This window comes from Rhizobium sp. 21-4511-3d (genome assembly GCF_053522545.1).
Genome location: NZ_JBNWCF010000003.1, coordinates 396,383 through 418,928, shown reverse-complemented (window position 1 = coordinate 418,928; position 22,546 = coordinate 396,383). Strand labels below are relative to the sequence as shown.

The window sequence follows — 22,546 nt, the reverse complement described above, 5'->3', positions numbered from 1 at the left end:
ACAGCGCAAGGAGAGAGCAATGCGAGACCTGATCCTCACCATGGCCATGTCGCTCGACGGTTTCGTCTGCGGCCCCAACGGCGAGCTCGACTGGATTTTCAACGGCGACCAGGAGGCGATCGCCTGGAAGGTGGAGACCGTCTCAAGCGCCGGTCTGCACATCATGGGCAGCCGCACCTTCAAGAGCATGGCCGGCTTCTGGCCGACGGCGGCAGGCCCCTTCGCCGCGCCGATGAACGAGATCCCGAAGGCGGTCTTTTCGCAGCAGGGAGCTTCCATTCTCGAAGAGGCAGAAACCGGGAACTGGCAGGACGCCTATGTCGCGAGCGGTGACCTGCGTGAGGAAATCGCCCAGCTGAAGGCCACCGGCGGCAAGTCCATCGTTGCCCATGGCGGCGCGGCCTTCGCCCGCAGCCTGATCGCTGACGATCTGGTCGACGAATACCGGCTGATGGTCTACCCGATCGCGCTCGGCAGCGGCCTGCCGATCTTCTCCGGCGTAACGCCGCTGCGCCGCCTTGAATTGGTGAGTTCGAAGACCTTTCCGAAGGGCACGCAGGCGCAGGTCTACCGCCGCGCTTGATGACCTCGTCCTGAAGCCTGCAAGAGCTCAGTTGGCGGGAACAAAAGCCCGCCGCCGCCGTTCCGGATCGTTGCAATCCCGAACAAAGGCGGCTCATGACGCTTCCCACATCCACCTACAGACTGCAGTTCCGCGACGGCATGACCTTCGACCGGGCGGCCGAACTCGTGCCTTATCTCAAGGCGCTCGGCATCAGCCATCTCTATGCCTCGCCGATCTTCACGGCGGCATCCGGCTCGACCCATGGCTATGACGTCACCGACGCCAATGAAATCGACCCCGCGATTGGCGGGCGGGAAGCTTTCGAGCGGCTCTGTGCCGAGCTTAAGGAAGCCGGTCTCGGCCTGATCCTCGATATCGTGCCGAACCATATGGCGGCTTCGGTGGAAAACGCCTGGTGGCGGGATGTGCTGAGATATGGGAAGGAGAGCCGCTACGCCGGTTATTTCGACATCGACTGGTCCGAACCGCTGACACTTCCCGTTCTCGGCAAGCCATTCGAGGAGGCGCTGGCCGACGGCGAACTGCAGATCTTTACTGATCAGAACACTGGCGAGCGCTCGCTCGCCTATTTCGAGACGCATCTGCCGCTGCACCCGGATAGCCTCGCCGAAGCCGGCGACATCGCCCGTCTCCACGAAGTCCAGCATTGGCGTCTGACGCACTGGAAAACGGCCGCCGCTCACCTGAGCTACCGCCGCTTCTTCGAGGTCACCGGCCTTGTCGGCCTGCGCGTCGAGGAAGAGGCGGTCTTCGAAGACAGCCATCGCGTGGTTCTGGATCTCGTCCGCTCCGGTCAGGTCCAGGGTCTGCGGCTCGACCATATCGACGGTCTTGCCGACCCCAAGGCCTATCTCGACCGATTGCGGCAAGCGACCGGGCCGGAAACCTATATCATCGTCGAAAAGATCCTCAGCCATGGTGAGGCCCTGCCCGCCGATTGGCCGATTTCCGGCACGACCGGTTACGAATTCATCGCCGCCCTCGCAGATCTCTTCATCGACCCAAAAGGCATAGCCGGGCTGCAGACATCCTATGCCACCATCGCCCCCGGTACTGCGGATTTTCAGGAAGGAATGCGGGCCGCCAAGACACTGATGGTCGAGCGGAATTTTGCAGGCGAAGTCAGCCGCCTGACCAAGCTCGCGAGCGCGACGCTTCCCGATACATCCGAGGCGGAAATCAAGAAGGCCATTCGCGAGATGCTGATCGCCTTTCCCGTCTATCGCACGTACGGTCAGGATGCTGCCATGGACACGCGCGAAACCGTGGTGCTGGATAAGGTGAGGCAAGAGGCTGGCAGGCATCTCAAAGACCGCAGGGCGCTCGAAGCCATCTGTGGATTGCTGAGAAGTGGACGCGCGGAAGAATTCCAGCGGCGCTTCCAGCAATTGAGCGGCCCCGTCATGGCGAAGGCGATGGAGGACACGCTCTTTTATCGCCACAACCGGCTTTTGGCGGCCAACGAAGTCGGCGGCGAGCCGGATGCCACGCCCGGCGGTATCGAGGCCTTTCACCGCTTCATGCAAGACCGCGCCGCAGAACAGCCGCACGGGCTGTCGGCCACCTCGACCCACGACACCAAACGCGGCGAAGACGCCCGCGCCCGCCTCTATGCCCTCAGCGAAGAACCGGATCTCTGGCGGCGCGGCGTCGAGCGCTGGCGGCAGATGAACCGCGAGCATCTGACCGAGCTGCCCGGCGGCCTGACACCCGAAGGCAATGTCGAATGGATGCTCTATCAGGCGCTCGCCGGCATCTGGCCGGAGGATTTCAGCGAGGGACGCGCGGAGAAACTGACGAAGAGATTTACGGCCTATGCCGAAAAAGCGATCCGCGAGGCCAAGCTCGGCACCAGCTGGGACGAGCCGCATGCGGGCTATGAGGCTGCGGTCCGCCAATACGCATCGGCGCTGACGGCATCCTCGAGCCTCACTTTCCACGAGGATTTCGCCGAGACGCTGCGGCCGGTTCTCTCCGCCGGCTATCTCAACAGCCTGTCGCAAACGCTGATCAAGCTGACCGCCCCCGGCATTCCCGATATCTATCAGGGTGCGGAAGGTTTCGATTTCAGCCTTGTCGATCCTGACAATCGCCGCCCGGTGGATTTCAAGGCCTTGCGCAAGACGCTCTCGGCCCATGGCGAGATCGGCGAACTCACGGTGCCGGTGCTGAAACAGCGGATCGTCGAGATCGGCCTGCATCTGCGCCGCCGACAGCCGAAGCTCTTTGCCGAGGGCCGCTATCTGCCGCTCAGCATCACCGGAAGCCGCAGGGATCATGCCGTCGCCTTCGCCCGTGCGCTCGACGGCGACTATGCGATCACGGTCGTGCCTCGGCTGATGCTCGGCTGGCTGGATCCCGGCGTGTTGTTTTCAGGGCCCGAATTCTGGGCCGATACGGCGATCGAAATCCCGCCAGGTCTACAGGGCATCAAATGCGATCTGCTAACAGGACGCCATCTCGATCCCGGGCCGAAGCTGCCGCTTGGCGATATTCTCGGCGTCCAGCCGGTCGCCCTGATCGAGCCGGATTGATGATTTTCAGACGGGATGAAAATTCCCGCTTGACCTTCCAGTTGCTGGAAGGTTCATAAGCCTATCCACTGCCCGCCTGGGCAAAGGAGAAGCCTATGGATAATCATGACCATTCCCACCATCACGGCCACGGAGCGCATGATTGCCGCTCCGGCCACAGCCACGGCGCTGGTGCCGAGGCTCCGGTCACGCGCGATCCCGTCTGCGGCATGACGGTCGATCCGAACGCCGGCAAGCCGAGCCTCGTTCACGAAGGACACACCTACCATTTCTGCTGCGACGGCTGCCGCACGAAGTTTGAAGCGGCACCGCAGGATTATCTGACTGCCAAGGATCCTGTCTGCGGCATGTCGGTCGACCGCTCGACGGCAAAGCACTTCCTGAAGCATGAGGGCGAGAAGTTCTATTTCTGCTCCGCGGGCTGCAAGGCGAAATTCGAGGCGAACCCGGCGGATTACCGCGACGGCAACCGCCCGGCGCCGAAGCCCATGCCGAAAGGCACGCAGTATACCTGCCCGATGCATCCCGAGGTGATCAGCGATCATCCCGGCGACTGCCCGAAATGCGGCATGGCGCTGGAACCGACGGGTATTCCCCCGGCAGACGAAGGCCCAAACCCGGAGCTTGTCGATTTCACCCGCCGCTTCTGGGTGAGCGCAGTGCTCGCCGTGCCGCTGCTGGCGCTGACCATGGGGCCGATGATCGGCCTGCCGCTGCGCGACATGATCGGCGAAGCGCGTGCCGTCTGGCTGGAGCTTGCGCTGGCGACGCCCGTCGTGCTCTGGGCCGCCATTCCCTTCTTCCGCCGCGCCTGGGCATCCCTCGTCAACCGCAGCCCGAACATGTGGACGCTGATCGGCCTCGGCGTCGGCACCGCCTATCTCTACAGCGTCGTCGCGACATTGGCGCCCAGCCTGTTCCCGATGAGCATTCGCGGCCATGGTGACACGGTCCCTGTCTATTTCGAGGCTGCTGCGGTCATCGTGGCGCTGGTCTTCGTCGGCCAGCTGCTTGAGTTGAAGGCACGCGAGCGTACCGGTTCGGCGATCCGCGCCCTGCTCGACCTTGCCCCGAAGACCGCGCGGCGGATCAATGCCGATGGCAGCGAGATCGATATCGAGGTCGACGACATCGCCAAGGGCGACCGCTTGCGGGTGCGCCCCGGCGAGCGCGTGCCGGTCGATGGACTGGTGAGCGAAGGACAGTCGACTGTCGATGAATCGATGATATCAGGCGAGCCGCTGCCGGTCGAAAAGACCAGGGGCGATGCCGTCACCGGCGGCACGATGAACCGCAACGGCAGCTTCATCATGACCGCCGAGCGCGTCGGCGCCGAGACGACCCTGTCGCAGATCGTCGATATGGTCGCCAAGGCGCAGCGCTCGCGCGCGCCGATCCAGGGTGCCGTCGATCGCGTCTCGGCCGTGTTCGTGCCCGCCGTCGTCGCCGTCGCGATCCTCGCCTTCGGCGCCTGGATGATCGTCGGGCCGGAGCCGCGCCTCGCCCATGCACTGATCGCCGCCGTCGCGGTACTAATCATCGCCTGCCCCTGCGCGCTCGGTCTGGCAACGCCGATGTCGATCATGATCGCCACGGGACGCGGCGCCCAGGAAGGCGTGCTGATCAAGGATGCGGAAGCGCTGGAGCGCTTCTCCAAGGTCGATACGCTGATCGTCGACAAGACCGGCACCCTGACCGAAGGCAAACCGCGCCTCACCGACGTTGTCGCTCTCGGCGGCATCGGCGAAAGCCGGCTGCTCGCCGCTGCAGCCAGCCTTGAACGCGGCTCGGAGCATCCGCTCGCCGAGGCAATCGTCGCCGGTGCCGAAGAGCGCGGCATTGCAACCACCGACGTCACGTCGTTTGAAGCGGTCACCGGCAAGGGTGTGTCCGGCCTGGTCGGCGGCGCGAAGGTCGCGCTCGGAAATGCCGCGATGATGCAGGATCTCGGGATCGATACCTCGGCGCTCTATCAACAGATCATCGCGCTGCGCGATGAGGGCAAGACCGTGATGTTTGTCACCATCGACGGCAGCCTCGCAGGCTTCGTCGCCGTCGCCGACCGGATCAAGCCGACGACGGCAGCCGCAATCCGGGCGCTGCACGAAAGCGGCCTGCGGATCATCATGGCAACCGGTGACAACGAGCGGACCGCCAAGGCCGTGGCAAGGCAACTCGGTATCGACGAAGTGCGCGCCGACGTACTGCCGGAGGGCAAGAAGGCGCTGATCGACGAACTGCATGCCAAGGGCGCCGTCGTCGCCATGTCCGGTGACGGCGTCAATGACGCTCCCGCGCTGGCAGCGGCCGATGTCGGCATTGCCATGGGCGCCGGCGCCGATGTGGCGATGGAAAGCGCCGGGATTACCCTGGTGAAGGGCGATCTCAATGGCATCGTCCGCGCCCGCCGTCTGGCGGAAGCGACGATGCGCAATATCCGCCAGAACCTCGGCTTCGCCTTCGGCTATAATGCGCTCGGCGTTCCCGTTGCCGCAGGCATCCTCTACCCGGTGCTCGGCCTGCTGCTCTCGCCGATGATCGCGGCGGCGGCGATGAGCCTTTCCTCGGTCTCGGTCATCGCCAACGCGCTGCGGCTGCGCGTGCAGAAACTTTAGGAGACTTCGATGAATATCGGCGAAGCATCCGATCGCTCCGGACTTCCGGCAAAGACGATCCGCTATTACGAGGATATCGGCCTGATCCGCCCCGAAAGGGGCGGAAACGGCTATCGCGACTACGATATCTCTGACGTCCACAAGCTGCGCTTCCTGCAGCGCTCCCGCGGCCTCGGCTTTTCCGTCGAGGAATGCCGCCAGCTGCTGGCGCTTTATGAAGACAAGAGCCGCGCCAGCGCCGACGTCAAGGACATCGCCCAGACCAAGCTTACCGAGATCGACCAGAAGATCCGCGAAATGATGGAACTGCGCCGCACGCTGGAACATCTCGTCCACGCCTGCCACGGCAACGACCGGCCGGATTGCCCGATACTGGAGGAGCTTTCAGAGGGGGCGAAGGTCTAGAAATCCACGCCGATCACCCTGATATCCGTCAAGGCGAAGCCGGCATCCTTGGTGAGGATCGGCAGGTTCCGGCCTTTCGCGACGGCATAATGAAAGCAATCTGCAAGATTGAGTGCATCATTGCGCTTGTCATCGGCATGACGGTGCCTGCCATGAAGGTCGAAGGCTTTCAGCGCAAGGCCGTTGTCATCAGGCGTGACAGGCAGCACGGCGATATCCGCCAGCCGGATAAAAGCATCCAGTCTTTCTTGAGCCTCAGCCATGGAAACCCTGAGACTTCTTGCGATAGAGCGCTGCGGCGGCTTCCCAGACTGCAATAACGGATGTGCAGAGCGATCCTGGCGCGGCTTCTTCGAGCGCCCGGATGAAGCGGTCTGACTGGGGCTCCTGCAGCAAGATAGCCAGCATTGCCGAAGCATCGACGAACATCAGTAACCGCCGCTCAGTTCGTCGAAGAAGGCCTTGTCCAGCACCACGTCATTATCAGGCAGAGCAGCAATCTGCGCCTGCAGCGGCTTTAGCCGCGCGGCAAGAGGCAGTTTCTCATCGTGACGGCGAAGTTCACCTTCCAGCGCAAGGAGAACAGCCTCGGTTTTATTGACGTGCATCTTGGCCGCCAGCTCTTCAGCCAGCTGATTGACGCGCTCATTTCTGATATTTAGCGGCATGTCAGCATCCTTGTGTAGACATACACAATATAGCGTCTACACAGGCTCGCGCCAAGAACTCGAAAAAATTTGATGAGGCCGTGGAATAAATCCCGGCCAGCATCCGTATACTCAATCATGGAACGGAAAGAACGCCCATTCGATGTCATCGGACAGCTCGCAGCGCTCAGGCGCTATGCGCGCGCCCTGGTGCGCAATTCGGATGAGGCCGAGGACCTGGTGCATGATGCGCTGGTGCGTGCCTACGAGAAGCGTCAGAGCTTCCGCGGCGGCGGCAATCTTCGGACGTGGCTGCTTTCCATCGTCCACAACGCTCATATCGATCGCGTTCGCCAGAACCGGTCGATCACACGAAGGCATGACGAAGCGGCCCTCGAGGCGGACCAGTCGCTTCCGGCAGGACAGGAGCACGCCGTGCGCCTCCAGCAGGTTCGCGACGCCTTCTTCAACCTGCCGGAAGAACAGCGAGAGGCGCTGCATCTCGTCGCCATCGAAGACCTGTCCTATCAGGAAGCCGCGGCATCGCTCGGCATTCCCGTGGGTACGCTGATGTCGCGCATCTCGCGTGCCCGCGCTCAGCTTCGGGAATTCGAGGAGAAGACGCCGCGCGTTTCGCACCTGCGCTTAATCGGAGGGAACAGCAATGAAAGCAGTTGATCCGATCATCGATACCGATCTCGACGCCTATGTTGACGGCGAGCTCGATGTTGCGCGCCGCATTCAGGTGGAATCCTACCTCTCTGAGAACCCTGACATCGCCGCCAAGGTGATGGCCGATCTCAGCATGAAGGGTGAACTGCGCCTGGCGCTCGCCGGCGAGGATACATTCGGCCGGATCGAGACGCGCGATGCCGCACGGCGCCTGGAGCGTGGCCTTTCCTACGGCCGCATCCTGCATACGGTTCAGCGGATTGCTGCCGTCGCCGTGCTCGTAGCCGCCGGCTGGGTCGCGCATACTTCGTTCGGTGCCTTCACGGCGACCGAAGTGGCTGCCTCGACACCGGCTCCGGCTTATGTCGAAGACGCCGTTCGCGCCTACCAGACGGCGCAGTTGCGCCAGACCATGCCGTCGCAGACGGCACCGCATTACAACGCCGACGAAATTCGTGCGGCGACTGCAATTACCATGCCCGAGCTGCCGAAGGGCTGGAAGGTCTCTGATGTTCAGATCTTCCCGTCGGAATTCGGCCCGAGCGTTGAGATGGCTATCCAGGAAGCGGACGGGAAGCAGCTTTCGCTGTTTGCCGTCAGGCCGGGGGCGTTTGCCGTGCAACCGGTTGGTCATCTCGCGCTCGACAATGCAGAAGCCGCCTACTGGCAAATCGGCGAAGTGGCCTATGCCCTCGTTGCCGGTGACGGTGGTTCCAACCTCGATAGGGCGGCCGAAGGCCTTGCCCGTTCGCTGTACTAGTTTGAAACCGAGGAGATCAGAATGAACCAGATCAACCCGCGTTACGGCTACGGCTCTGCCGCCGGCTCGCAGGCCCTCTTCGACGAGGGACTCCGCCAGCATATGCTGCGCGTCTACAATTACATGGGCATCGGCCTTGTCATCACCGGCATCGTCGCCTTCATCGTCGGCTCGACGCCAGCTCTCTACGTGCCGATCTTCCAGTCGCCGCTGAAGTGGGTGGTGATGCTGGCTCCGCTCGCCTTCGTCTTCTTCTTCTCGTTCAAAATCCAGACGATGTCGGCAAGTGCTGCGCAGATGACCTTCTGGGCCTTCTGTGCCGTCATGGGCCTGTCGCTCGCCTCGGTGTTCCTGGTGTTCACCGGCACGAGCATCGCCCGCACCTTCTTCATCGCCGCAACGATGTTCGGCGCGACCAGCCTCTATGGCTACGTCACCAAGCGTGACCTGGCGAAGGTCGGCTCGTTCTTGATGATGGGCCTGATCGGCGTCGTCATCGCCAGCATCGTCAACATCTTCCTTGGCTCGTCTGCACTGCAGTTCGCCATCTCGGTCATCGGTATCGTCGTCTTCGTCGGCCTGACCGCTTGGGACACGCAGAACATCAAGGAACAGTATTCCGAAAACCATGATCAGGAATCGAACCAGAAGCTTGCCGTCTTCGGCGCTCTGTCTCTCTACCTGAACTTCGTCAACATCTTCCAGCTGCTGCTCAACTTCACGGGCGAGCGGGAATAGGACTGCGCTTCTGGGGGCAATGGAAGCGCTAGAGCGCCCGGTCCGCAATCTGTGACAGGATGGCGGGCCGGGCGTTCACCCTTTAAAGGAAAAGGCCGGAGCGAAAGCTTCGGCCTTTTTGCATTCCGGGTGGACTTTATAGTGCAGATCAGATGATGCCCCAGGCGCGGTAGCGGCCGCGGCCGGTGATCTCGCGAATGCCGATCTCGTTCAGCAGATTGAGCGCGCCGCGGCTGGTGACCTTCAGCTGCTTGGCAACCATCGCCGACGATACCATCGGCCGCGATAGCACGAACTCCGCCAGTTGCGGCAGGCTGCTGTTCGAGCGGCGATCCCTGAAGCGCAGCTCCATCTGCGTGCGGGCGAGCAGCAGGCGGTCCATCTCCTTGAGGCCGGTGGCAGCACTGTCGCTCATCGCTTCCAGGAAGGCGAGAAGCCGGGTCAGCCGGTCACGCGAGCGGCGCCGCTCGTGGCGGACGCTCTTCAAGCCGGCATAGAAGGAAAAGAGGTGCGAGGACACCTTTCCCCGCGCCCGCAGATGGCTGGAGACCAGCAGGCCGCCGAGCCAGGATTGGCGTCGCAGCGGCTCGATCCGCTCCCAAGCGTCGAAAAGAACGGCGGCGGCGAGAACCGGCGGCAGCTCGCCCGCGAGCGGCAGCACACCGCGCCAATCGGCAAGCCGCTGCCCCTCATCCCATTCGTCATCGCCGAAAAGGCCGAGCGGATCGTCGCTGCGCTTCTCCTTCGGCCGCTCTTCCTCGGCCTCGACAGGCTTGCCCATATGGGCATCGAGCAGTCGCTGCGAGCGGGCGAGTACCGCGTCGATTTCCGCAAGCTCGGCCGAAAGCAGCTGATCGGGCTCATCCGCCTCTTCTGTAGCAGCGGCAAAACCCTTGGTCTCCAACGCCGTGCCCTCGTCCAGCCCCGCCCCGGCCAGTGCGTTGAGACCGGCAGCGCTCAGCGCCCAGGCGGGGTCGGCGGTCCAGATGCGGCGCCGCGCGCGTAGCACCGCATGGGCGATCGTCAGCTCGTGGCTCGGCGTGCGGCTGTCCATATGCGCGTCGTGGAGCACGAGATCCTCGACATGCACGAGCTCGCCCGCCACCCAAAGGGCGCCCGCGGCATCGAAGAAGTGGCCACGTTCGGCAAAGCCTTCGCCAACCGGCGAGCGCGCCGCCCGTTCATCGACACGCGCCAACATGTCCTCCGCCTGCACCACGGCAGGCAGAAGGCTTTTCAGAAGGGCATTGTCGATCTCGTAGCGCACGTCATTTTCCGGAAGTCATTTCGACCTTTACTTCCGCTATTTGACCCATGATTCGCAACCGGCGCGCCGATCAAATCTCAGGAAGCCGGGCTGAAACGGGCAACGAGCGCGTGGCGATCACCAGGATAGGTGAAGCGCACATGGGTGACGGGACCGGCATTGCTCCAGGTCCTGCGCTCGACGACGAGGCAGGCGGTGCCGCGGGGAATGTCCAGCGCATCCGCCGCATTGCTGCTGGCGGGTGAGGCATGGATCTTGTGCTCGGCGGTCGTCCAGGGCACCTGTTTCACGAGCCACGGACCGGGCGCGGTTTCGGCGAAATCCGCAGCTGCCGCATCCGGCACGGTTTCGAGGTTGATCAGGCGTTCCTCAAGGCAGAAGGGGAGCGCGCCAGCAAAGTGGACGCAGGTGATCTCGCGAAGCGGCGCGCCGGGCGCGACGTCGGGAAGCTGACCCTCGCCGGCCTTCGCCTTGCGGGTTTTCTGGGCGATGACCCGATAGCTGTAGGCCACGTTCAGCGACTGAACCTCGGCCTTGATATCGTGGATCTCAAGAACCGCGGACTGCGCCTGCGGCTGGGTGACGAAGCTGCCGGATTTCTTGCGGCGTTCGATCAGCCCGGCCTTGGCAAGCTGGGTCAGCACCTTGTTGACTGTCATTCGCGAGCAGCCATATTGAGTGGCGAGATCGACCTCGAACGGAATGCGGTGGCCCGGCGGCCACTCGCCCGAAACGATGCGGCCTTCGATCTCGCTCAAGATGCTCTGATGCAGCGTGGCATCCTTGCTTGCCATATCAGGCTCCGGTTGACGTCCCCTCCCGCTCTATTGCGGATGCCGCAGAAGCGAAAGCCCTAGGCGGAGAGAAGTTCGCCCATTGCCGCCAGGAAACGGCGATTGATCGCCTCGCGCTTGCGATGGCGCCCGCCCTCGACCTGCTTGCGGCCGAGCGACCAGACGCTGTCGACACGCACGCCGCCTGCGAAGATCCAGTGGTCGAAGAGCTGGTCGCCGGCGAGATAGGGCACTGCGCTGCAATCCAGAGAGACGATATCGGCATCATTGCCTTCGCCTAGCCCGGGGTTGGAAGCCAGTGCGGCACTGCCGCCGTTGACGGCATTGTCGAACAGGTTGCGGCCGGTCGAGCCGCCGGTTTCGGCGATGACATTGCGGGCGCGGCGACCGAGACGCTGCGAATATTCCAGCTGGCAGAGCTCGCCCGGCAGTGAGATCATCACATTCGAATCCGAACCGACGCCATACCGGCCACCCTCTTCCAGGAAGAGCGGCGCTGCGAACATCCCGTCACCGAGATTGGCTTCGGTGATCGGGCAGAGACCGGCGATCGCGCCGCTTCTTGCCATGCCACGCGTCTCGTCATTGGTCATGTGGGTCGCATGGATCAGGCACCAGCGGCCATCGACCGGAGCATTTGCCAGCAGCCATTCCACCGGCCGCGCGCCGGACCAGGAGATGCAGTCCTCGACCTCCTTCACCTGCTCGGCGACATGGATATGAACCGGGCCATCGCCGGCCAGCGGCAGGATCGCCTTCAGCTCATCCGGCGTCGCGGCGCGCAGGCTGTGCGGCGCGATCCCGAGATGCGCACCGTCGAGCTTACCGGTGATCGACGCACAACGCTCCATCAGGCGGCCGAAGCCATCGACGGAGTTGATGAAACGGCGCTGGCCATCGATGGGAGCTGTGCCGCCGAAGCCGGAATGGGCATAGAAAACAGGCAGTAGCGTCAGGCCGACCCCCGTCTCCGTGCTCGCCGCGCCGATCCGCCCGGCAAGCTCGGCGATATCGCCGTAAGGGCTGCCGTCCTTGTCATGATGCAGATAGTGGAACTCGCCGACGCGGGAGAAACCGGCTTCCAGCATTTCCATGTAGAGCTGCGCCGCGACGGCCTCGACATGCTCGGGCGTCATCGACAAAGCGAACTTGTACATGACGGTGCGCCAGCTCCAGAAGCTGTCATCCGCGGGGCCGCGAACCTCTGCCAGTCCGGCCATGGCGCGCTGGAAAGCGTGGCTGTGCAGGTTCGGCATTGCCGGGATCAGCGCCGCATGGCGCTCGTCAGCGGCGTCAGCCGCGACGCCGGTCTCGATCTTGGCAATCCGGCCGCCTTCCAGCGTCAGCCGCACATCGCTCTGCCAGCCGTTTTGCAGCAGGGCATTCTTTGCATGGAGGGTCGTCATCGCTTGCTCCCTTTGAAGGCGTCCATCTTTCTTTTCCATGGAAGCGCCCAAAATTCCACTTGTCACCCGGTTATTATGTATATACATGTTTCGACATAAGGAAAGGCGTAAAGCTGATGACAGGGGATAATCTTCATAGCGAAATGGAGCGGCCGAGCCTCTGGCGCAATGCCAGACTGGCGACGCTCAATCCGGCGCAATCCGGTCTCGGGATCGTCGAGAAGGGCGCCATCGTCACCGAAGGCGGCCGGATCACTTATGCCGGCCCGGAAGGCGAACTGCCGGTTTCGATGATCGAGCGCGCCGAGATCACCGATCTCGAGGGACGCTGGGTCACCCCCGGCCTCGTCGATTGCCACACACACATCGTCTATGGCGGCAACCGCGCCCGGGAATTCGAAATGCGTCTCGAAGGCGCGACCTACGAAGAGATCGCCCGCGCCGGCGGCGGCATCGTTTCCTCGGTGAAGGCGACGAACGCGCTCTCCGTCGACGGCCTCGTTCAGGCCTCGATCCGGCGGCTGGACACGCTGCTTTCCGAGGGCGTGACGACGATCGAGATCAAGTCCGGTTACGGGCTGACGAGCGACGGCGAACTGAAGATGCTGGAAGCCGCCCGCGCGCTCGGCACCATCAGACCGGTTCGCGTCAAGACCAGCTATCTCGGCGCCCATGCGACGCCCGCCCACTACAAGGGCCGCAACGGCGATTATATCAGCGACATCGTGCTGCCGACGCTCGACGAAGCGCACAAACGCAGTCTTGCCGACGCCGTCGATGGTTTCTGTGAAGGCATCGCCTTTTCGACCGAGGAAATCGCCCGCGTCTTCGATCGCGCCAAGGCGCTTGGCCTGCCGGTCAAGCTCCATGCCGAGCAGCTTTCCAATCTCGGCGGCGCCAAGCTCGCTGCTGGTTACTGCGCCCTCTCCGCCGATCATCTCGAATATCTCGATGACGAAGGCATCGCGGCCATGGCCGCGGCCGGAACCGTCGCCGTGCTGCTTCCCGGCGCCTTCTACGCCATCAACGAGAAGCAGAAGCCGCCGGTGAAGGCGCTGCGCGCCGCAGGCGTGCCGATCGCTATCGCGACCGACTGCAATCCCGGCACCTCGCCGCTGACGTCCCTGCTGCTGACGATGAACATGTCGGCAACGCTTTTCGGCCTCACCGTCGAAGAATGTATCGCCGGCGCCACCCGCGAGGGCGCTCGCGCCCTCGGGCTTCTTGGCGAGACCGGAACGCTGGAAACCGGAAAATCCGCGGATCTGGCGATCTGGGACATCGAGAGCCCAGCCGAGCTCGTCTACCGCATCGGCTTCAACCCACTTCATGCACGTGTTTTCAAGGGCGAAAGGATCGACCGTTGACCATCACCCTCCATCCAGGCTCCGTTTCTCTGAAGCAGCTGGAAACCATCTACTGGACCGGCGAACCGGCCAGACTCGATGCGTCCTTTGACGCGGGGATCAACAAAGCCGCGGCCCGCATCGCGGAGATCGCAGCCGGCAATGCCCCGGTCTACGGCATCAATACCGGCTTCGGAAAGCTTGCCTCGATCAAGATCGACGCCGCTGATGTCGCCACGCTGCAGCGCAATCTCATCCTGTCGCATTGCTGCGGCATCGGCGCGCCGCTGCCTGAGAATGTCGTTCGGCTGATCATGGCCCTCAAGCTGGTCTCGCTTGGCCGCGGCGCTTCCGGCGTGCGCATCGAGTTGGTGCGGCTGATCGAAGGCATGCTCGAAAAGGGCGTCATCCCGGTGATCCCGGAAAAGGGTTCCGTTGGCGCATCCGGCGACCTCGCGCCGCTGGCGCATATGGCTGCGGTGATGATGGGCGAGGCCGAAGCCTTCTTCGCCGGTGAACGTCTTTCCGGCGTTGCAGCGCTGAAGAAGGCAGGGCTCAAGCCTGTGGTGCTGGCCGCTAAAGAAGGCCTGGCACTGATCAACGGCACGCAGACCTCCACCGCGCTGGCGCTGGCAGGTCTCTTCCGCGCCCACCGGGCGGCACAATCGGCGCTGATCACCGGCGCGATGTCGACCGATGCGGCGATGGGCTCCTCCGCACCGTTCCACCCTGACATTCATACCCTGCGCGGCCATCGCGGCCAGATCGATACGGCAGCGGCGCTGCGCGCGCTGCTCGACAACTCGGTCATCCGACAGAGCCATATCGAGGGCGACGAGCGCGTGCAGGACCCCTACTGCATCCGCTGCCAGCCGCAGGTCGATGGCGCCTGCCTCGATCTTCTGCGCTCGGTTGCCCGCACGCTTGAGATCGAAGCGAACGCAGTGACCGACAATCCGCTGGTTCTCTCCGACAACTCCGTCGTCTCGGGCGGCAATTTCCACGCCGAGCCGGTCGCCTTCGCTGCCGATCAGATCGCCATCGCCGTCTGCGAAATCGGGGCGATCGCCCAGCGCCGTATCGCGCTTCTGGTCGATCCAGCCCTCTCCTACGGCCTTCCGGCCTTCCTCGCCAAGAAGCCCGGCCTGAACTCCGGCCTGATGATCGCCGAAGTCACATCTGCCGCGCTGATGAGCGAAAACAAGCAGATGTCGCATCCGGCATCGGTCGACTCGACGCCGACGTCTGCCAACCAGGAAGACCATGTTTCCATGGCCTGCCACGGCGCACGCCGCCTTCTGCAGATGACCGAGAACCTCTTCGGCATCGTCGGCATCGAGGCGCTGACCGCCGCCCAGGGCGTCGAATTCCGCGCCCCGCTTGCCACCAGCCCCGAGCTGCAGAAGGCGATCGATGCGATCCGCACCGTCGTGCCGACGCTCGAAATCGACCGCTATATGGCCAATGACCTCGAGGCTGCCAGCAGCCTGATCGCTACCGGCGCGCTGAACGCGTCCGTATCCGCCAACATCCTTCCTTCCCTGGAGATCTGAGATGAGCAATCCGCGTCACAACATCCGCGAAATCCGTGCGCCGCGCGGCGACCAGCTGAATACCAAGAGCTGGATGACCGAAGCGCCGCTGCGCATGCTGATGAACAATCTCGATCCCGATGTGGCCGAGAACCCGAACGAGCTCGTCGTATACGGCGGCATCGGCCGCGCCACACGCACCTGGGACGATTTCGACCGCATCACCGCGACGCTGAAGACGCTGAACGAGGACGAGACGCTGCTGGTTCAGTCCGGCAAGCCGGTCGGCGTGTTCCGCACCCACAAGGATGCGCCACGCGTCCTGATCGCCAACTCCAACCTCGTGCCGCATTGGGCGACCTGGGATCACTTCAACGAACTCGACAAGAAGGGCCTTGCGATGTACGGCCAGATGACGGCCGGTTCGTGGATCTATATCGGCACCCAGGGCATCGTTCAGGGCACCTACGAAACCTTCGTCGAAGCCGGCAGCCAGCACTATGACGGCAACCTCAAGGGTAAGTGGATCCTTACTGGTGGTCTCGGCGGCATGGGCGGCGCGCAGCCGCTCGCGGCCGTCATGGCCGGCGCCTGCTGCCTTGCCGTCGAATGCGACGAGACCCGCATCGATTTCCGTATCCGCACCCGCTATGTCGATGAAAAGGCAAAGACGCTGGATGAAGCGCTGGCGCTGATCGACAAGTGGACGAAGGCCGGCGAAGCCAAGTCCGTCGGCCTGCTCGGCAATGCCGCCGAAATCTTCCCCGAGCTCGTCAAGCGCATGAAGGCCGGCGGCGCACGGCCTGATATCGTCACCGACCAGACTTCGGCACACGATCCTCGCAACGGCTACCTGCCGGTCGGCTGGAGCGTCGAGGAAGCCAAGGCGAAGCGCGAAACCGATCCGAAGGCCGTCGAAGATGCCGCCCGCGCCTCGATGCGCCAGCATGTCGAAGCCATGGTCGCCTTCTGGGATGCCGGCGTTCCGACGCTCGACTACGGCAACAACATCCGCCAGGTCGCCAAGGACGAAGGCTTCGAGAACGCCTTCGCCTTCCCAGGCTTCGTGCCGGCTTACATCCGCCCGCTCTTCTGCCGCGGCATCGGTCCGTTCCGCTGGGCAGCCCTCTCCGGTGATCCCGAGGATATCTACAAGACCGACGCGAAAGTGAAGGAGCTGCTGCCTGACAACAAGCACCTGCACAACTGGCTCGACATGGCCAGGGAGCGCATCGCCTTCCAGGGTCTGCCGGCGCGCATCTGCTGGGTCGGCCTCGGCGACCGCCACAAGCTCGGCCTCGCCTTCAACGAGATGGTGAGGAACGGCGAACTCAAGGCCCCGATCGTCATCGGCCGCGACCACCTGGATTCCGGCTCGGTCGCCTCGCCGAACCGCGAGACGGAAGCGATGAAGGACGGTTCGGACGCCGTTTCCGACTGGCCGCTTCTGAACGCGCTGCTGAACACCGCATCGGGGGCGACCTGGGTGTCGCTCCACCACGGCGGCGGCGTCGGCATGGGCTTCTCGCAGCATTCCGGCATGGTCATCTGCGCCGACGGCACCGATGACGCCGCCCGCCGCCTCGGAAACGTCCTCTGGAACGACCCGGCCACCGGCGTCATGCGCCACGCCGATGCGGGCTACGACATCGCGATCGATTGCGCCAAGGAAAAGGGTCTGCGGTTGCCTGGGATTTTGGGGAACTGAGGGATCACACCAATTGGATAAGGCCGCCGTATCGTGCGACGGTCTTGTCCACGGTGATCAGCGAAAGTCCCTCGACGAGCGATTGCGCGATAAGGATGCGGTCGAAGGGATCCCCATGAATATGGGGAAGTCCGCCGACGGCAACGGCATGTTCCCCCATTAGCGGAAGCTCACGGTAACTGTGATCTATCAGCGTTCGCCTCAGCCTCTCGGCATCAACAGAGAAATCGGGAAATCGCTTCAGCGACGACTTGATTGCAATTTCCCAAATGCTGACCGTTGAGAAAAAGACATCGTTCTCGACATCTTCGAGCAGTTCACGCGCTTTGTGCGGCAGCTTCCAAGACATGCCGCTCATCCAGAGAAGAATATGCGTATCAACAAGGAGCTTCATCGGTCCTTGAACTTGTCGGGATTGCCGTAGAACATCTCTTCAATCTCTTCGGCCATCATCGTGTCGAAATCGTCGGGGACCTTGATCTGACCGTCCATGAACCCAATGCGGCGCTTCTTCGGCTTCTCGGCTTCATCAATCGGTACGACCTTGCCGATCGGCTTGCCTGCCTTGGCGATGATAAAGGATTCGCCCTTAGCGACCTTCTCCATCAGGCGCGACAGGTTGGTCTTGGCTTCATGGATATTGACGATTTCCATGGCGTAACCTCATTGAACTTAGTCCACTAAACTTAGTCCACTTGCCCGCAATTTTCAATCCGGAGCCCGGCATGTCCAGCATCACCCATCTGAAAGCCGCTAATCACCGCCGCATGCCGTGGAAGAATGGCGGCGGGGAGACCGTCGAGATCGCTGTCTTTCCCGATAACGCAGCGCTTGGCGATTTCGACTGGCGGGTTAGCATGGCAACTGTCGCAACCGACGGGCCGTTCTCGATCTTCGAAGGCATCGACCGGACGTTGTCGGTCCTTTCCGGCGACGGCATAGCGCTCGCCATCGACTGCCGTGAGCCGGTGCGTCTGACCAAGATAAGCACGCCGCTCGCCTTCCCGGCCGATGTGCCTGTCATGGCGACGCTCTCGGACGGAACAATCACCGATCTCAACGTCATGACCCGGCGCGGACGCCTTGAGCACACTGTCGAGCGCCTTGCTGTCGATGGCATGCTTGAGGAAACTGTCCAGGCCGGGACAGTTCTGCTGGTCTGCCGTGATGGAGCCGTCAGCTGCACACATGATGGCGCGCAGATCGACCTCGATCACGACGATGGGCTGTTATTGCAGCTGGATTCGCCTTCCGCGCTGAAACTCCAGGGGGCGGGAACCGCCTATCTGATCCACATCCACGCGCTGTGACGCCACTCTGAAATTCCCTCTACTTTTGTATAGACAAGACAAAATTGGCGTGCCTAATATGCCAATAAACAGGCACACCGAACGCATGCCTAAACAAAGAGCAGGGAACGTCAGACATGAAAAAAGCATCTGTTATTGCTGCGGCTCTTGCCGCGCTTCTCGCCGGTAGCGCGGCTCATGCAGCCGAAACCAAGGTTTCGATCGGCATCTCCGGCTGGACCGGCTTCGCACCGTTGACGCTCGCCAAGGAAGCCGGCATCTTCAAAAAGCACGGCCTCGACGTGTCGATCGTCAAGGTTCCGCAGGCGAGCCGCCATCTGGCGCTGGCATCCGGCGACATCCAGTGTGCGGCGACCACCGTCGAGACCTGGATCGTCTGGAATGCCGCCGGCGTTGCCACGACGCAGATCTTCCAGCTCGATGTTTCCCACGGCGCCGACGGCATTGCCGCCAAGCCCGGCATCGAAAAGATCACCGATCTCAAGGGCAAATCGGTTGCCGCTTCGGCGCCCGGCACCTCGCCCTACTTCCTGCTCGCCTTCATCCTCGCCAAGAACGGCATGACGATGAAGGACGTGAAGGTCGTCAACATGGAGCCGGGTCCGGCGGCGCAGGCGCTGCTCGCCGGCCAGAACGACGCTGCCGTGACCTACGAACCCTACCTCTCCAGCGTCCGCGCCGCGCCTGACAAGGGCAAGATCATCGCCACGACGCTCGATTATCCGGCAGTCATGGACACGTTCGGCTGCACGACCGCCTTCCTGAAGGACAATCCGGAAGCCGCCAAAGCGCTGGCTGCCAGCTATTACGACGCGCTGGAGATGATCAAGACCGACAAGGACAAGTCCTTCGAGATCATGGGCAAGGACGTGAAGCAGTCCGGCAAGGAATTCGGCGAATCCGCCGCCTATCTGGAATGGCAGGACAAGGCCGCCGCCCAGAAATTCTTCGAGACCACCTTCAAGAGCTTCAACGAGGAAGCCGCCGACCTGTTGCTGCAGGCAGGCGTGATCAAGAAGAAGCCTGATCTGACGACGCTCGCCGATCCGTCCTTCATCAAGTAATCCCTGAACGCCACGGGAGCGCGCGGGCGAAACCTGCGCGCTTCCGAGACCATCGAGAAGGCGCGGCATGCATCCACTACAACCCATCGGAGCCCGCAGCAGACTGCTCTACGGCCTGCTGTTTTTCGTGATTTTCTTTGCGGGCTGGGGCTATGCGACGCTCGGCGGCTTCGTTTCCAAGACCTTCCTCGCCGATCCGATCACCATGGTGCAGGACGGCTACGACCTTCTCGTCAATCAGGGTTTCCTCTTCGACATCGGCATGACCATCTGGCGCGTCGTCGGCGGCTTCATCCTGTCGGCGCTGGTTGCCGTTCCGCTCGGCATCCTGATGGGCGCCTACAAGCCGGTCGAGGCCCTGCTCGAACCCTTCGTCTCCTTCGCCCGCTATCTGCCTGCCTCCGCCTTCGTGCCGCTCTTGATCCTCTGGGCCGGCATCGGCGAGACTCAGAAGCTGCTGGTGATCTTCATCGGCGCCGTCTTCCAGATCGTGCTGATGGTCGCCGTCTCGGTATCCAACACGCGCCGCGATCTGGTCGAGGCCGCCTATACGCTGGGCGCCGGAGACAGCGGCGTTGTCCGCCGCGTCCTCATTCCCGCTAGCGCGCCCGATATCGCCGAGACGCTGCGCCTCGTTCTCGGCTGGGCCTGGACCTATGTCATCGTCGCCGAGCTGATCGGCGCGTCCTCGGGCATCGGCTATATGATCATCAACAGCCAGGCGCTGCTCGCCACCGGCCAGATCATCTTCGGCATCATCGTCATCGGCCTGATCGGCCTCGTCTCGGATTTCGCCTTCAAGTGGGCCAATCGCCGGCTCTTTGCCTGGAGGCTCGCATGAGCGAACTCGTCATCAAGGGCGTCAGCCGCACCTTTCCGGGTGTTCACGGCGGTCAGCCGACGCTGGCGCTGCAGCCGACGGATCTCGATATTCCCCGCAACGACTTCGTGACCATCCTCGGACCCTCGGGCTGCGGGAAGTCGACGCTGCTACGCATCATCGCCGGTCTCGACAAGCCGACGACGGGGACCGTGACGCTCGAAGGCAAGGCGGTCACCGGCCCAGGTGCCGACCGCGGCATGGTCTTCCAGTCCTATACGCTCTTCCCTTGGCTGACGATCCGCGACAACGTCGCCTTCGGCCTGCGCGAGAAGGGTGTACCGGAGAAGGAAAAGAACGAGATCGTCGCCAGCTATATCGACAAGGTCGGCTTGCGCGGTTTCGAAAATCACTGGCCGAAGCAGCTTTCCGGCGGCATGCAGCAGCGCACGGCGATTGCCCGCGCGCTCGCCAACAATCCGAAGATCCTGCTGCTCGACGAACCCTTCGGCGCGCTGGACAACCAGACCCGCGGCCTGATGCAGGAACTGCTGCTCGGCATCTGGGAACGTGAGCAGAAGACCGTCATCTTCGTCACCCATGATATCGAGGAGGCCGTGTTCATGGCCTCGCGCGTAGTGACGATGACGGCACGGCCCGGGCGTATCAAGTCGATCACGCCGGTCGATCTGCCGCATCCCCGGCATTACACGGTCAAGGCCAGCCCGGAATTTTCGGCACTGCGCCTGAAGCTCACCGAAGAAATCCGCAGCGAGGCGATCGCGGCGGCAGCGCACGGATAGGGAAGCAGGCCATGGGGGACATGCCGCTTCACCTTCGCATCCAGAACGACGTCGAGCGCAGCATTCTTTCCGGAGAATGGCCGCCCGGCCATCGCATTCCGTTCGAACATGAGCTGACCGTGCAATATGGCTGCTCGCGCATGACGGTGAACAAGGCGCTGACCGATCTCGTCAAGCGCGGGCTGATCGAGCGGCGGCGCAAGGCCGGCACCTATGTCCGCTTCCCGCATGCGCAGTCGGCGGTCATGGAAATTCACGATCTCAGGCGCGAGGTGCAGGCCCTCGGCCTTCCCTACCACTACACGATCGCCAGCCTGAAGGTCCGTCGCGTGAAGCGCGAGGACAGCACGCGCCTCGACCTCGAGGCAGGGACATCGGTGCTCGACATCGTCTGCGACCACTTCGCCGGCGACCGCCCCTTCTGTCATGAACAGCGCCTGATCAATCTCGCCGCCGTTCCCGAGGCAGCAAGCGAACCGTTCGAAGACAGCCCTCCCGGCACCTGGCTGCTCGGCAAGGTGCCGTGGAGTTCAGCTGAACACCGCATCCGCGCCGAGCCTGCGAAGGCCGACATTGCCGCGGCATTGGCGATCCCGCCGGGCAGCGCCTGCCTGGTGATCGAGCGCAAGACGCAGAGCGGCGATGTGCATGTCACCCACGTGAAGCTCACCTACCCGGGCGACAGCCACGAACTCGTGGCCCAGTTCGCCCATGGCGGATAGCCTTACGCCTGATCGAGTTCGCTGCGCAGTCGCTGCAGGAAAAGCTTCAGCTGTTCCTCGTCAACGGCGACGAGATGCCGCTTTTCCGGATAGGCGCCGTTCTTCACGTCGTCAGCGAATTCGGTGAAGGCGGCGATCCGTTCGCGCTGCAGGCGGTCATATTCGGCGGCGAAGTTGCGGTAGACCTTGGCGTGGCGCGGGTAGTGATCGCGATTGGCGCCGAGCACGTCGTCGGCGAAGAGATATTGCGCATCGCAGCCGGTACCGGCGCCCATCGAGATCATCAGCATCGAGGTGTTCTGGCTGATCGCTGCGGCGACTTCGCCGGGCACGACCTCGATCTCGGCTGCGAAGGCGCCTGCCTCTTCCAGTGCCTTGGTCTGCCGCCAGATCTCGAAGGCGCTGGCCGCTGTCTTGCCGACAGCGCGGAAGCCGCCGGTCCAGGTCGCCTTGGAAGGGATGAGGCCGACATGACCGCAGACGGGAATGCCCTCTTCGCGCATGCGCCGGATGGTCGAGAGGCCCGCGGCGCAATAGACGGCGTCACCGCCGGCTTTTAGCGCCTTGAAGGCTTCGCGCAGATATTCCTCGGCGCTGACATAATCGCCATATTCGAGGCCGGGAACGGCAAACGGGCTCGGCGCCGCCTCGCGGAAGACCGGGCCGAGCAGCGCCGGGGGAACGGAGACCATGTCGATCTTCGCCTTCTCCGCGGCTTCCGCCTCCTCAAGCGTGGTGACGCGCAGCATCGTAAGCTGTCGCTTACCTTTCATTGACAGGAGGTCCGCAACGGTCGGCCGGCTGTGCTTCTTCATCT

The 22,546-nt window shown here is 63.1% G+C and carries 24 protein-coding genes; 15 read left to right on the top strand and 9 right to left on the bottom strand.

What is annotated here, in order from left to right; genetic code table 11:
- Nucleotides 1-19: 19 nt before the first annotated feature.
- The 4 genes from ACQZ5H_RS10365 (at nt 20) to cueR (ending at nt 6,140) form a co-directional block, all read left to right on the top strand.
- Nucleotides 20-583 (top strand): dihydrofolate reductase family protein, encoded by a 564-nt coding sequence (locus tag ACQZ5H_RS10365; RefSeq protein WP_449097596.1) that lies wholly within the window; start codon nt 20-22, stop codon nt 581-583.
- A 95-nt stretch (nt 584-678) separates the two neighbouring features.
- Nucleotides 679-3,120, top strand: a complete 2,442-nt coding sequence (gene treY / locus ACQZ5H_RS10360) for a malto-oligosyltrehalose synthase (protein ID WP_449097595.1) — start codon at nt 679-681, stop codon at nt 3,118-3,120.
- A gap of 95 nt (nt 3,121-3,215) precedes the next feature.
- Nucleotides 3,216-5,735, top strand: a complete 2,520-nt coding sequence (locus ACQZ5H_RS10355) for a heavy metal translocating P-type ATPase (RefSeq protein ID WP_449097594.1) — start codon at nt 3,216-3,218, stop codon at nt 5,733-5,735.
- Between the two features lie 9 nt (nt 5,736-5,744).
- The gene (gene cueR / locus ACQZ5H_RS10350; RefSeq protein ID WP_130280131.1) at nt 5,745-6,140 is read left to right on the top strand and encodes a Cu(I)-responsive transcriptional regulator; all 396 of its coding nucleotides are present in this window, start codon (nt 5,745-5,747) and stop codon (nt 6,138-6,140) included.
- Here the strand turns inward: cueR and ACQZ5H_RS10345 are convergent.
- The 3 genes from ACQZ5H_RS10345 to ACQZ5H_RS10335 are packed head-to-tail and all read right to left on the bottom strand — an operon-like array spanning nt 6,137 to nt 6,808.
- Nucleotides 6,137-6,403: a type II toxin-antitoxin system VapC family toxin gene (locus tag ACQZ5H_RS10345; RefSeq protein ID WP_449097593.1), complete on the bottom strand. Its 267-nt coding sequence runs from the start codon at nt 6,401-6,403 to the stop codon at nt 6,137-6,139. The two genes, cueR and ACQZ5H_RS10345, sit on opposite strands and share 4 nt — an antisense overlap.
- The gene (locus ACQZ5H_RS10340; RefSeq protein WP_449097592.1) at nt 6,396-6,569 is read right to left on the bottom strand and encodes a PIN domain-containing protein; all 174 of its coding nucleotides are present in this window, start codon (nt 6,567-6,569) and stop codon (nt 6,396-6,398) included. The genes ACQZ5H_RS10345 and ACQZ5H_RS10340 overlap by 8 nt, the downstream gene beginning before the upstream one ends.
- Nucleotides 6,569-6,808 carry a type II toxin-antitoxin system VapB family antitoxin gene (locus ACQZ5H_RS10335; protein ID WP_112712534.1) on the bottom strand — a complete coding sequence of 80 codons (240 nt, stop codon included), beginning with the start codon at nt 6,806-6,808 and terminating at the stop codon, nt 6,569-6,571. The genes ACQZ5H_RS10340 and ACQZ5H_RS10335 overlap by 1 nt, the downstream gene beginning before the upstream one ends.
- Nucleotides 6,809-6,925: 117 nt before the next feature.
- On the opposite strand from ACQZ5H_RS10335, the gene ACQZ5H_RS10330 reads away from it, so the two are divergent.
- From ACQZ5H_RS10330 to ACQZ5H_RS10320, 3 genes are read left to right on the top strand one after another with little or no spacing between them, the layout of a single operon-like run.
- Nucleotides 6,926-7,465 (top strand): sigma-70 family RNA polymerase sigma factor, encoded by a 540-nt coding sequence (locus tag ACQZ5H_RS10330; protein WP_449097591.1) that lies wholly within the window; start codon nt 6,926-6,928, stop codon nt 7,463-7,465.
- Nucleotides 7,452-8,219 (top strand): anti-sigma factor family protein, encoded by a 768-nt coding sequence (locus ACQZ5H_RS10325; RefSeq protein WP_130280139.1) that lies wholly within the window; start codon nt 7,452-7,454, stop codon nt 8,217-8,219. The genes ACQZ5H_RS10330 and ACQZ5H_RS10325 overlap by 14 nt, the downstream gene beginning before the upstream one ends.
- A gap of 21 nt (nt 8,220-8,240) precedes the next feature.
- Complete coding sequence (locus ACQZ5H_RS10320) at nt 8,241-8,957, top strand: Bax inhibitor-1/YccA family protein (RefSeq protein ID WP_112712540.1); 717 nt, start codon at nt 8,241-8,243, stop codon at nt 8,955-8,957.
- Nucleotides 8,958-9,105: 148 nt separating this feature from the next.
- Here ACQZ5H_RS10320 and ACQZ5H_RS10315 read toward each other — a convergent pair whose 3' ends face one another.
- The 3 genes from ACQZ5H_RS10315 to ACQZ5H_RS10305 form a co-directional block, all read right to left on the bottom strand.
- Nucleotides 9,106-10,224, bottom strand: coding sequence for an RHE_PE00001 family protein (locus tag ACQZ5H_RS10315; protein ID WP_449097590.1), 1,119 nt, complete (start codon nt 10,222-10,224; stop codon nt 9,106-9,108).
- Nucleotides 10,225-10,301: 77 nt separating this feature from the next.
- Nucleotides 10,302-11,018, bottom strand: coding sequence for a histidine utilization repressor (gene hutC, locus ACQZ5H_RS10310; RefSeq protein ID WP_449097589.1), 717 nt, complete (start codon nt 11,016-11,018; stop codon nt 10,302-10,304).
- 59 nt (nt 11,019-11,077) lie between these two features.
- The gene (locus ACQZ5H_RS10305; RefSeq protein WP_449097588.1) at nt 11,078-12,424 is read right to left on the bottom strand and encodes a formimidoylglutamate deiminase; all 1,347 of its coding nucleotides are present in this window, start codon (nt 12,422-12,424) and stop codon (nt 11,078-11,080) included.
- A gap of 116 nt (nt 12,425-12,540) precedes the next feature.
- Between ACQZ5H_RS10305 and hutI the strand changes: the two genes are divergently transcribed.
- From hutI to hutU, 3 genes are read left to right on the top strand one after another with little or no spacing between them, the layout of a single operon-like run.
- The gene (hutI, locus tag ACQZ5H_RS10300) at nt 12,541-13,791 is read left to right on the top strand and encodes an imidazolonepropionase (RefSeq protein WP_449097587.1); all 1,251 of its coding nucleotides are present in this window, start codon (nt 12,541-12,543) and stop codon (nt 13,789-13,791) included.
- Complete coding sequence (gene hutH / locus ACQZ5H_RS10295; protein ID WP_449097586.1) at nt 13,788-15,323, top strand: histidine ammonia-lyase; 1,536 nt, start codon at nt 13,788-13,790, stop codon at nt 15,321-15,323. Before hutI ends, hutH begins: the two co-directional genes overlap by 4 nt.
- Nucleotide 15,324: 1 nt before the next feature.
- Nucleotides 15,325-17,010, top strand: a complete 1,686-nt coding sequence (gene hutU / locus ACQZ5H_RS10290; protein WP_449097585.1) for a urocanate hydratase — start codon at nt 15,325-15,327, stop codon at nt 17,008-17,010.
- A 4-nt stretch (nt 17,011-17,014) separates the two neighbouring features.
- On the opposite strand, the gene ACQZ5H_RS10285 is transcribed toward hutU, so the two are convergent.
- Nucleotides 17,015-17,404: a type II toxin-antitoxin system VapC family toxin gene (locus ACQZ5H_RS10285; protein WP_199625510.1), complete on the bottom strand. Its 390-nt coding sequence runs from the start codon at nt 17,402-17,404 to the stop codon at nt 17,015-17,017.
- A complete protein-coding gene (locus ACQZ5H_RS10280) occupies nt 17,401-17,664 on the bottom strand; it encodes a type II toxin-antitoxin system Phd/YefM family antitoxin (protein ID WP_130280153.1) in 264 nt (87 codons plus the stop codon). Before ACQZ5H_RS10280 ends, ACQZ5H_RS10285 begins: the two co-directional genes overlap by 4 nt.
- A gap of 71 nt (nt 17,665-17,735) precedes the next feature.
- Here ACQZ5H_RS10280 and ACQZ5H_RS10275 point away from each other — a divergent pair, with 71 nt between their 5' ends.
- The 5 genes from ACQZ5H_RS10275 to hutC (ACQZ5H_RS10255) all read left to right on the top strand — a co-directional run bounded on the left by ACQZ5H_RS10275 (nt 17,736) and on the right by hutC (ACQZ5H_RS10255) (nt 21,729).
- A complete protein-coding gene (locus ACQZ5H_RS10275) occupies nt 17,736-18,320 on the top strand; it encodes a HutD/Ves family protein (protein ID WP_449097584.1) in 585 nt (194 codons plus the stop codon).
- A gap of 116 nt (nt 18,321-18,436) precedes the next feature.
- Nucleotides 18,437-19,384 carry an ABC transporter substrate-binding protein gene (locus ACQZ5H_RS10270; RefSeq protein ID WP_449097583.1) on the top strand — a complete coding sequence of 316 codons (948 nt, stop codon included), beginning with the start codon at nt 18,437-18,439 and terminating at the stop codon, nt 19,382-19,384.
- Between the two features lie 67 nt (nt 19,385-19,451).
- The gene (locus tag ACQZ5H_RS10265; protein ID WP_449097582.1) at nt 19,452-20,225 is read left to right on the top strand and encodes an ABC transporter permease; all 774 of its coding nucleotides are present in this window, start codon (nt 19,452-19,454) and stop codon (nt 20,223-20,225) included.
- Entirely contained in the window at nt 20,222-21,007 is a 786-nt protein-coding gene (locus ACQZ5H_RS10260; RefSeq protein WP_199625513.1) for an ABC transporter ATP-binding protein, read from the top strand. The genes ACQZ5H_RS10265 and ACQZ5H_RS10260 overlap by 4 nt, the downstream gene beginning before the upstream one ends.
- Nucleotides 21,008-21,027: 20 nt before the next feature.
- Nucleotides 21,028-21,729: a histidine utilization repressor gene (gene hutC / locus ACQZ5H_RS10255; protein ID WP_449097581.1), complete on the top strand. Its 702-nt coding sequence runs from the start codon at nt 21,028-21,030 to the stop codon at nt 21,727-21,729.
- 2 nt (nt 21,730-21,731) lie between these two features.
- Here hutC (ACQZ5H_RS10255) and ACQZ5H_RS10250 read toward each other — a convergent pair whose 3' ends face one another.
- Nucleotides 21,732-22,544: a 3-methyl-2-oxobutanoate hydroxymethyltransferase gene (locus ACQZ5H_RS10250; RefSeq protein WP_449097580.1), complete on the bottom strand. Its 813-nt coding sequence runs from the start codon at nt 22,542-22,544 to the stop codon at nt 21,732-21,734.
- Nucleotides 22,545-22,546 lie beyond the last annotated feature (2 nt).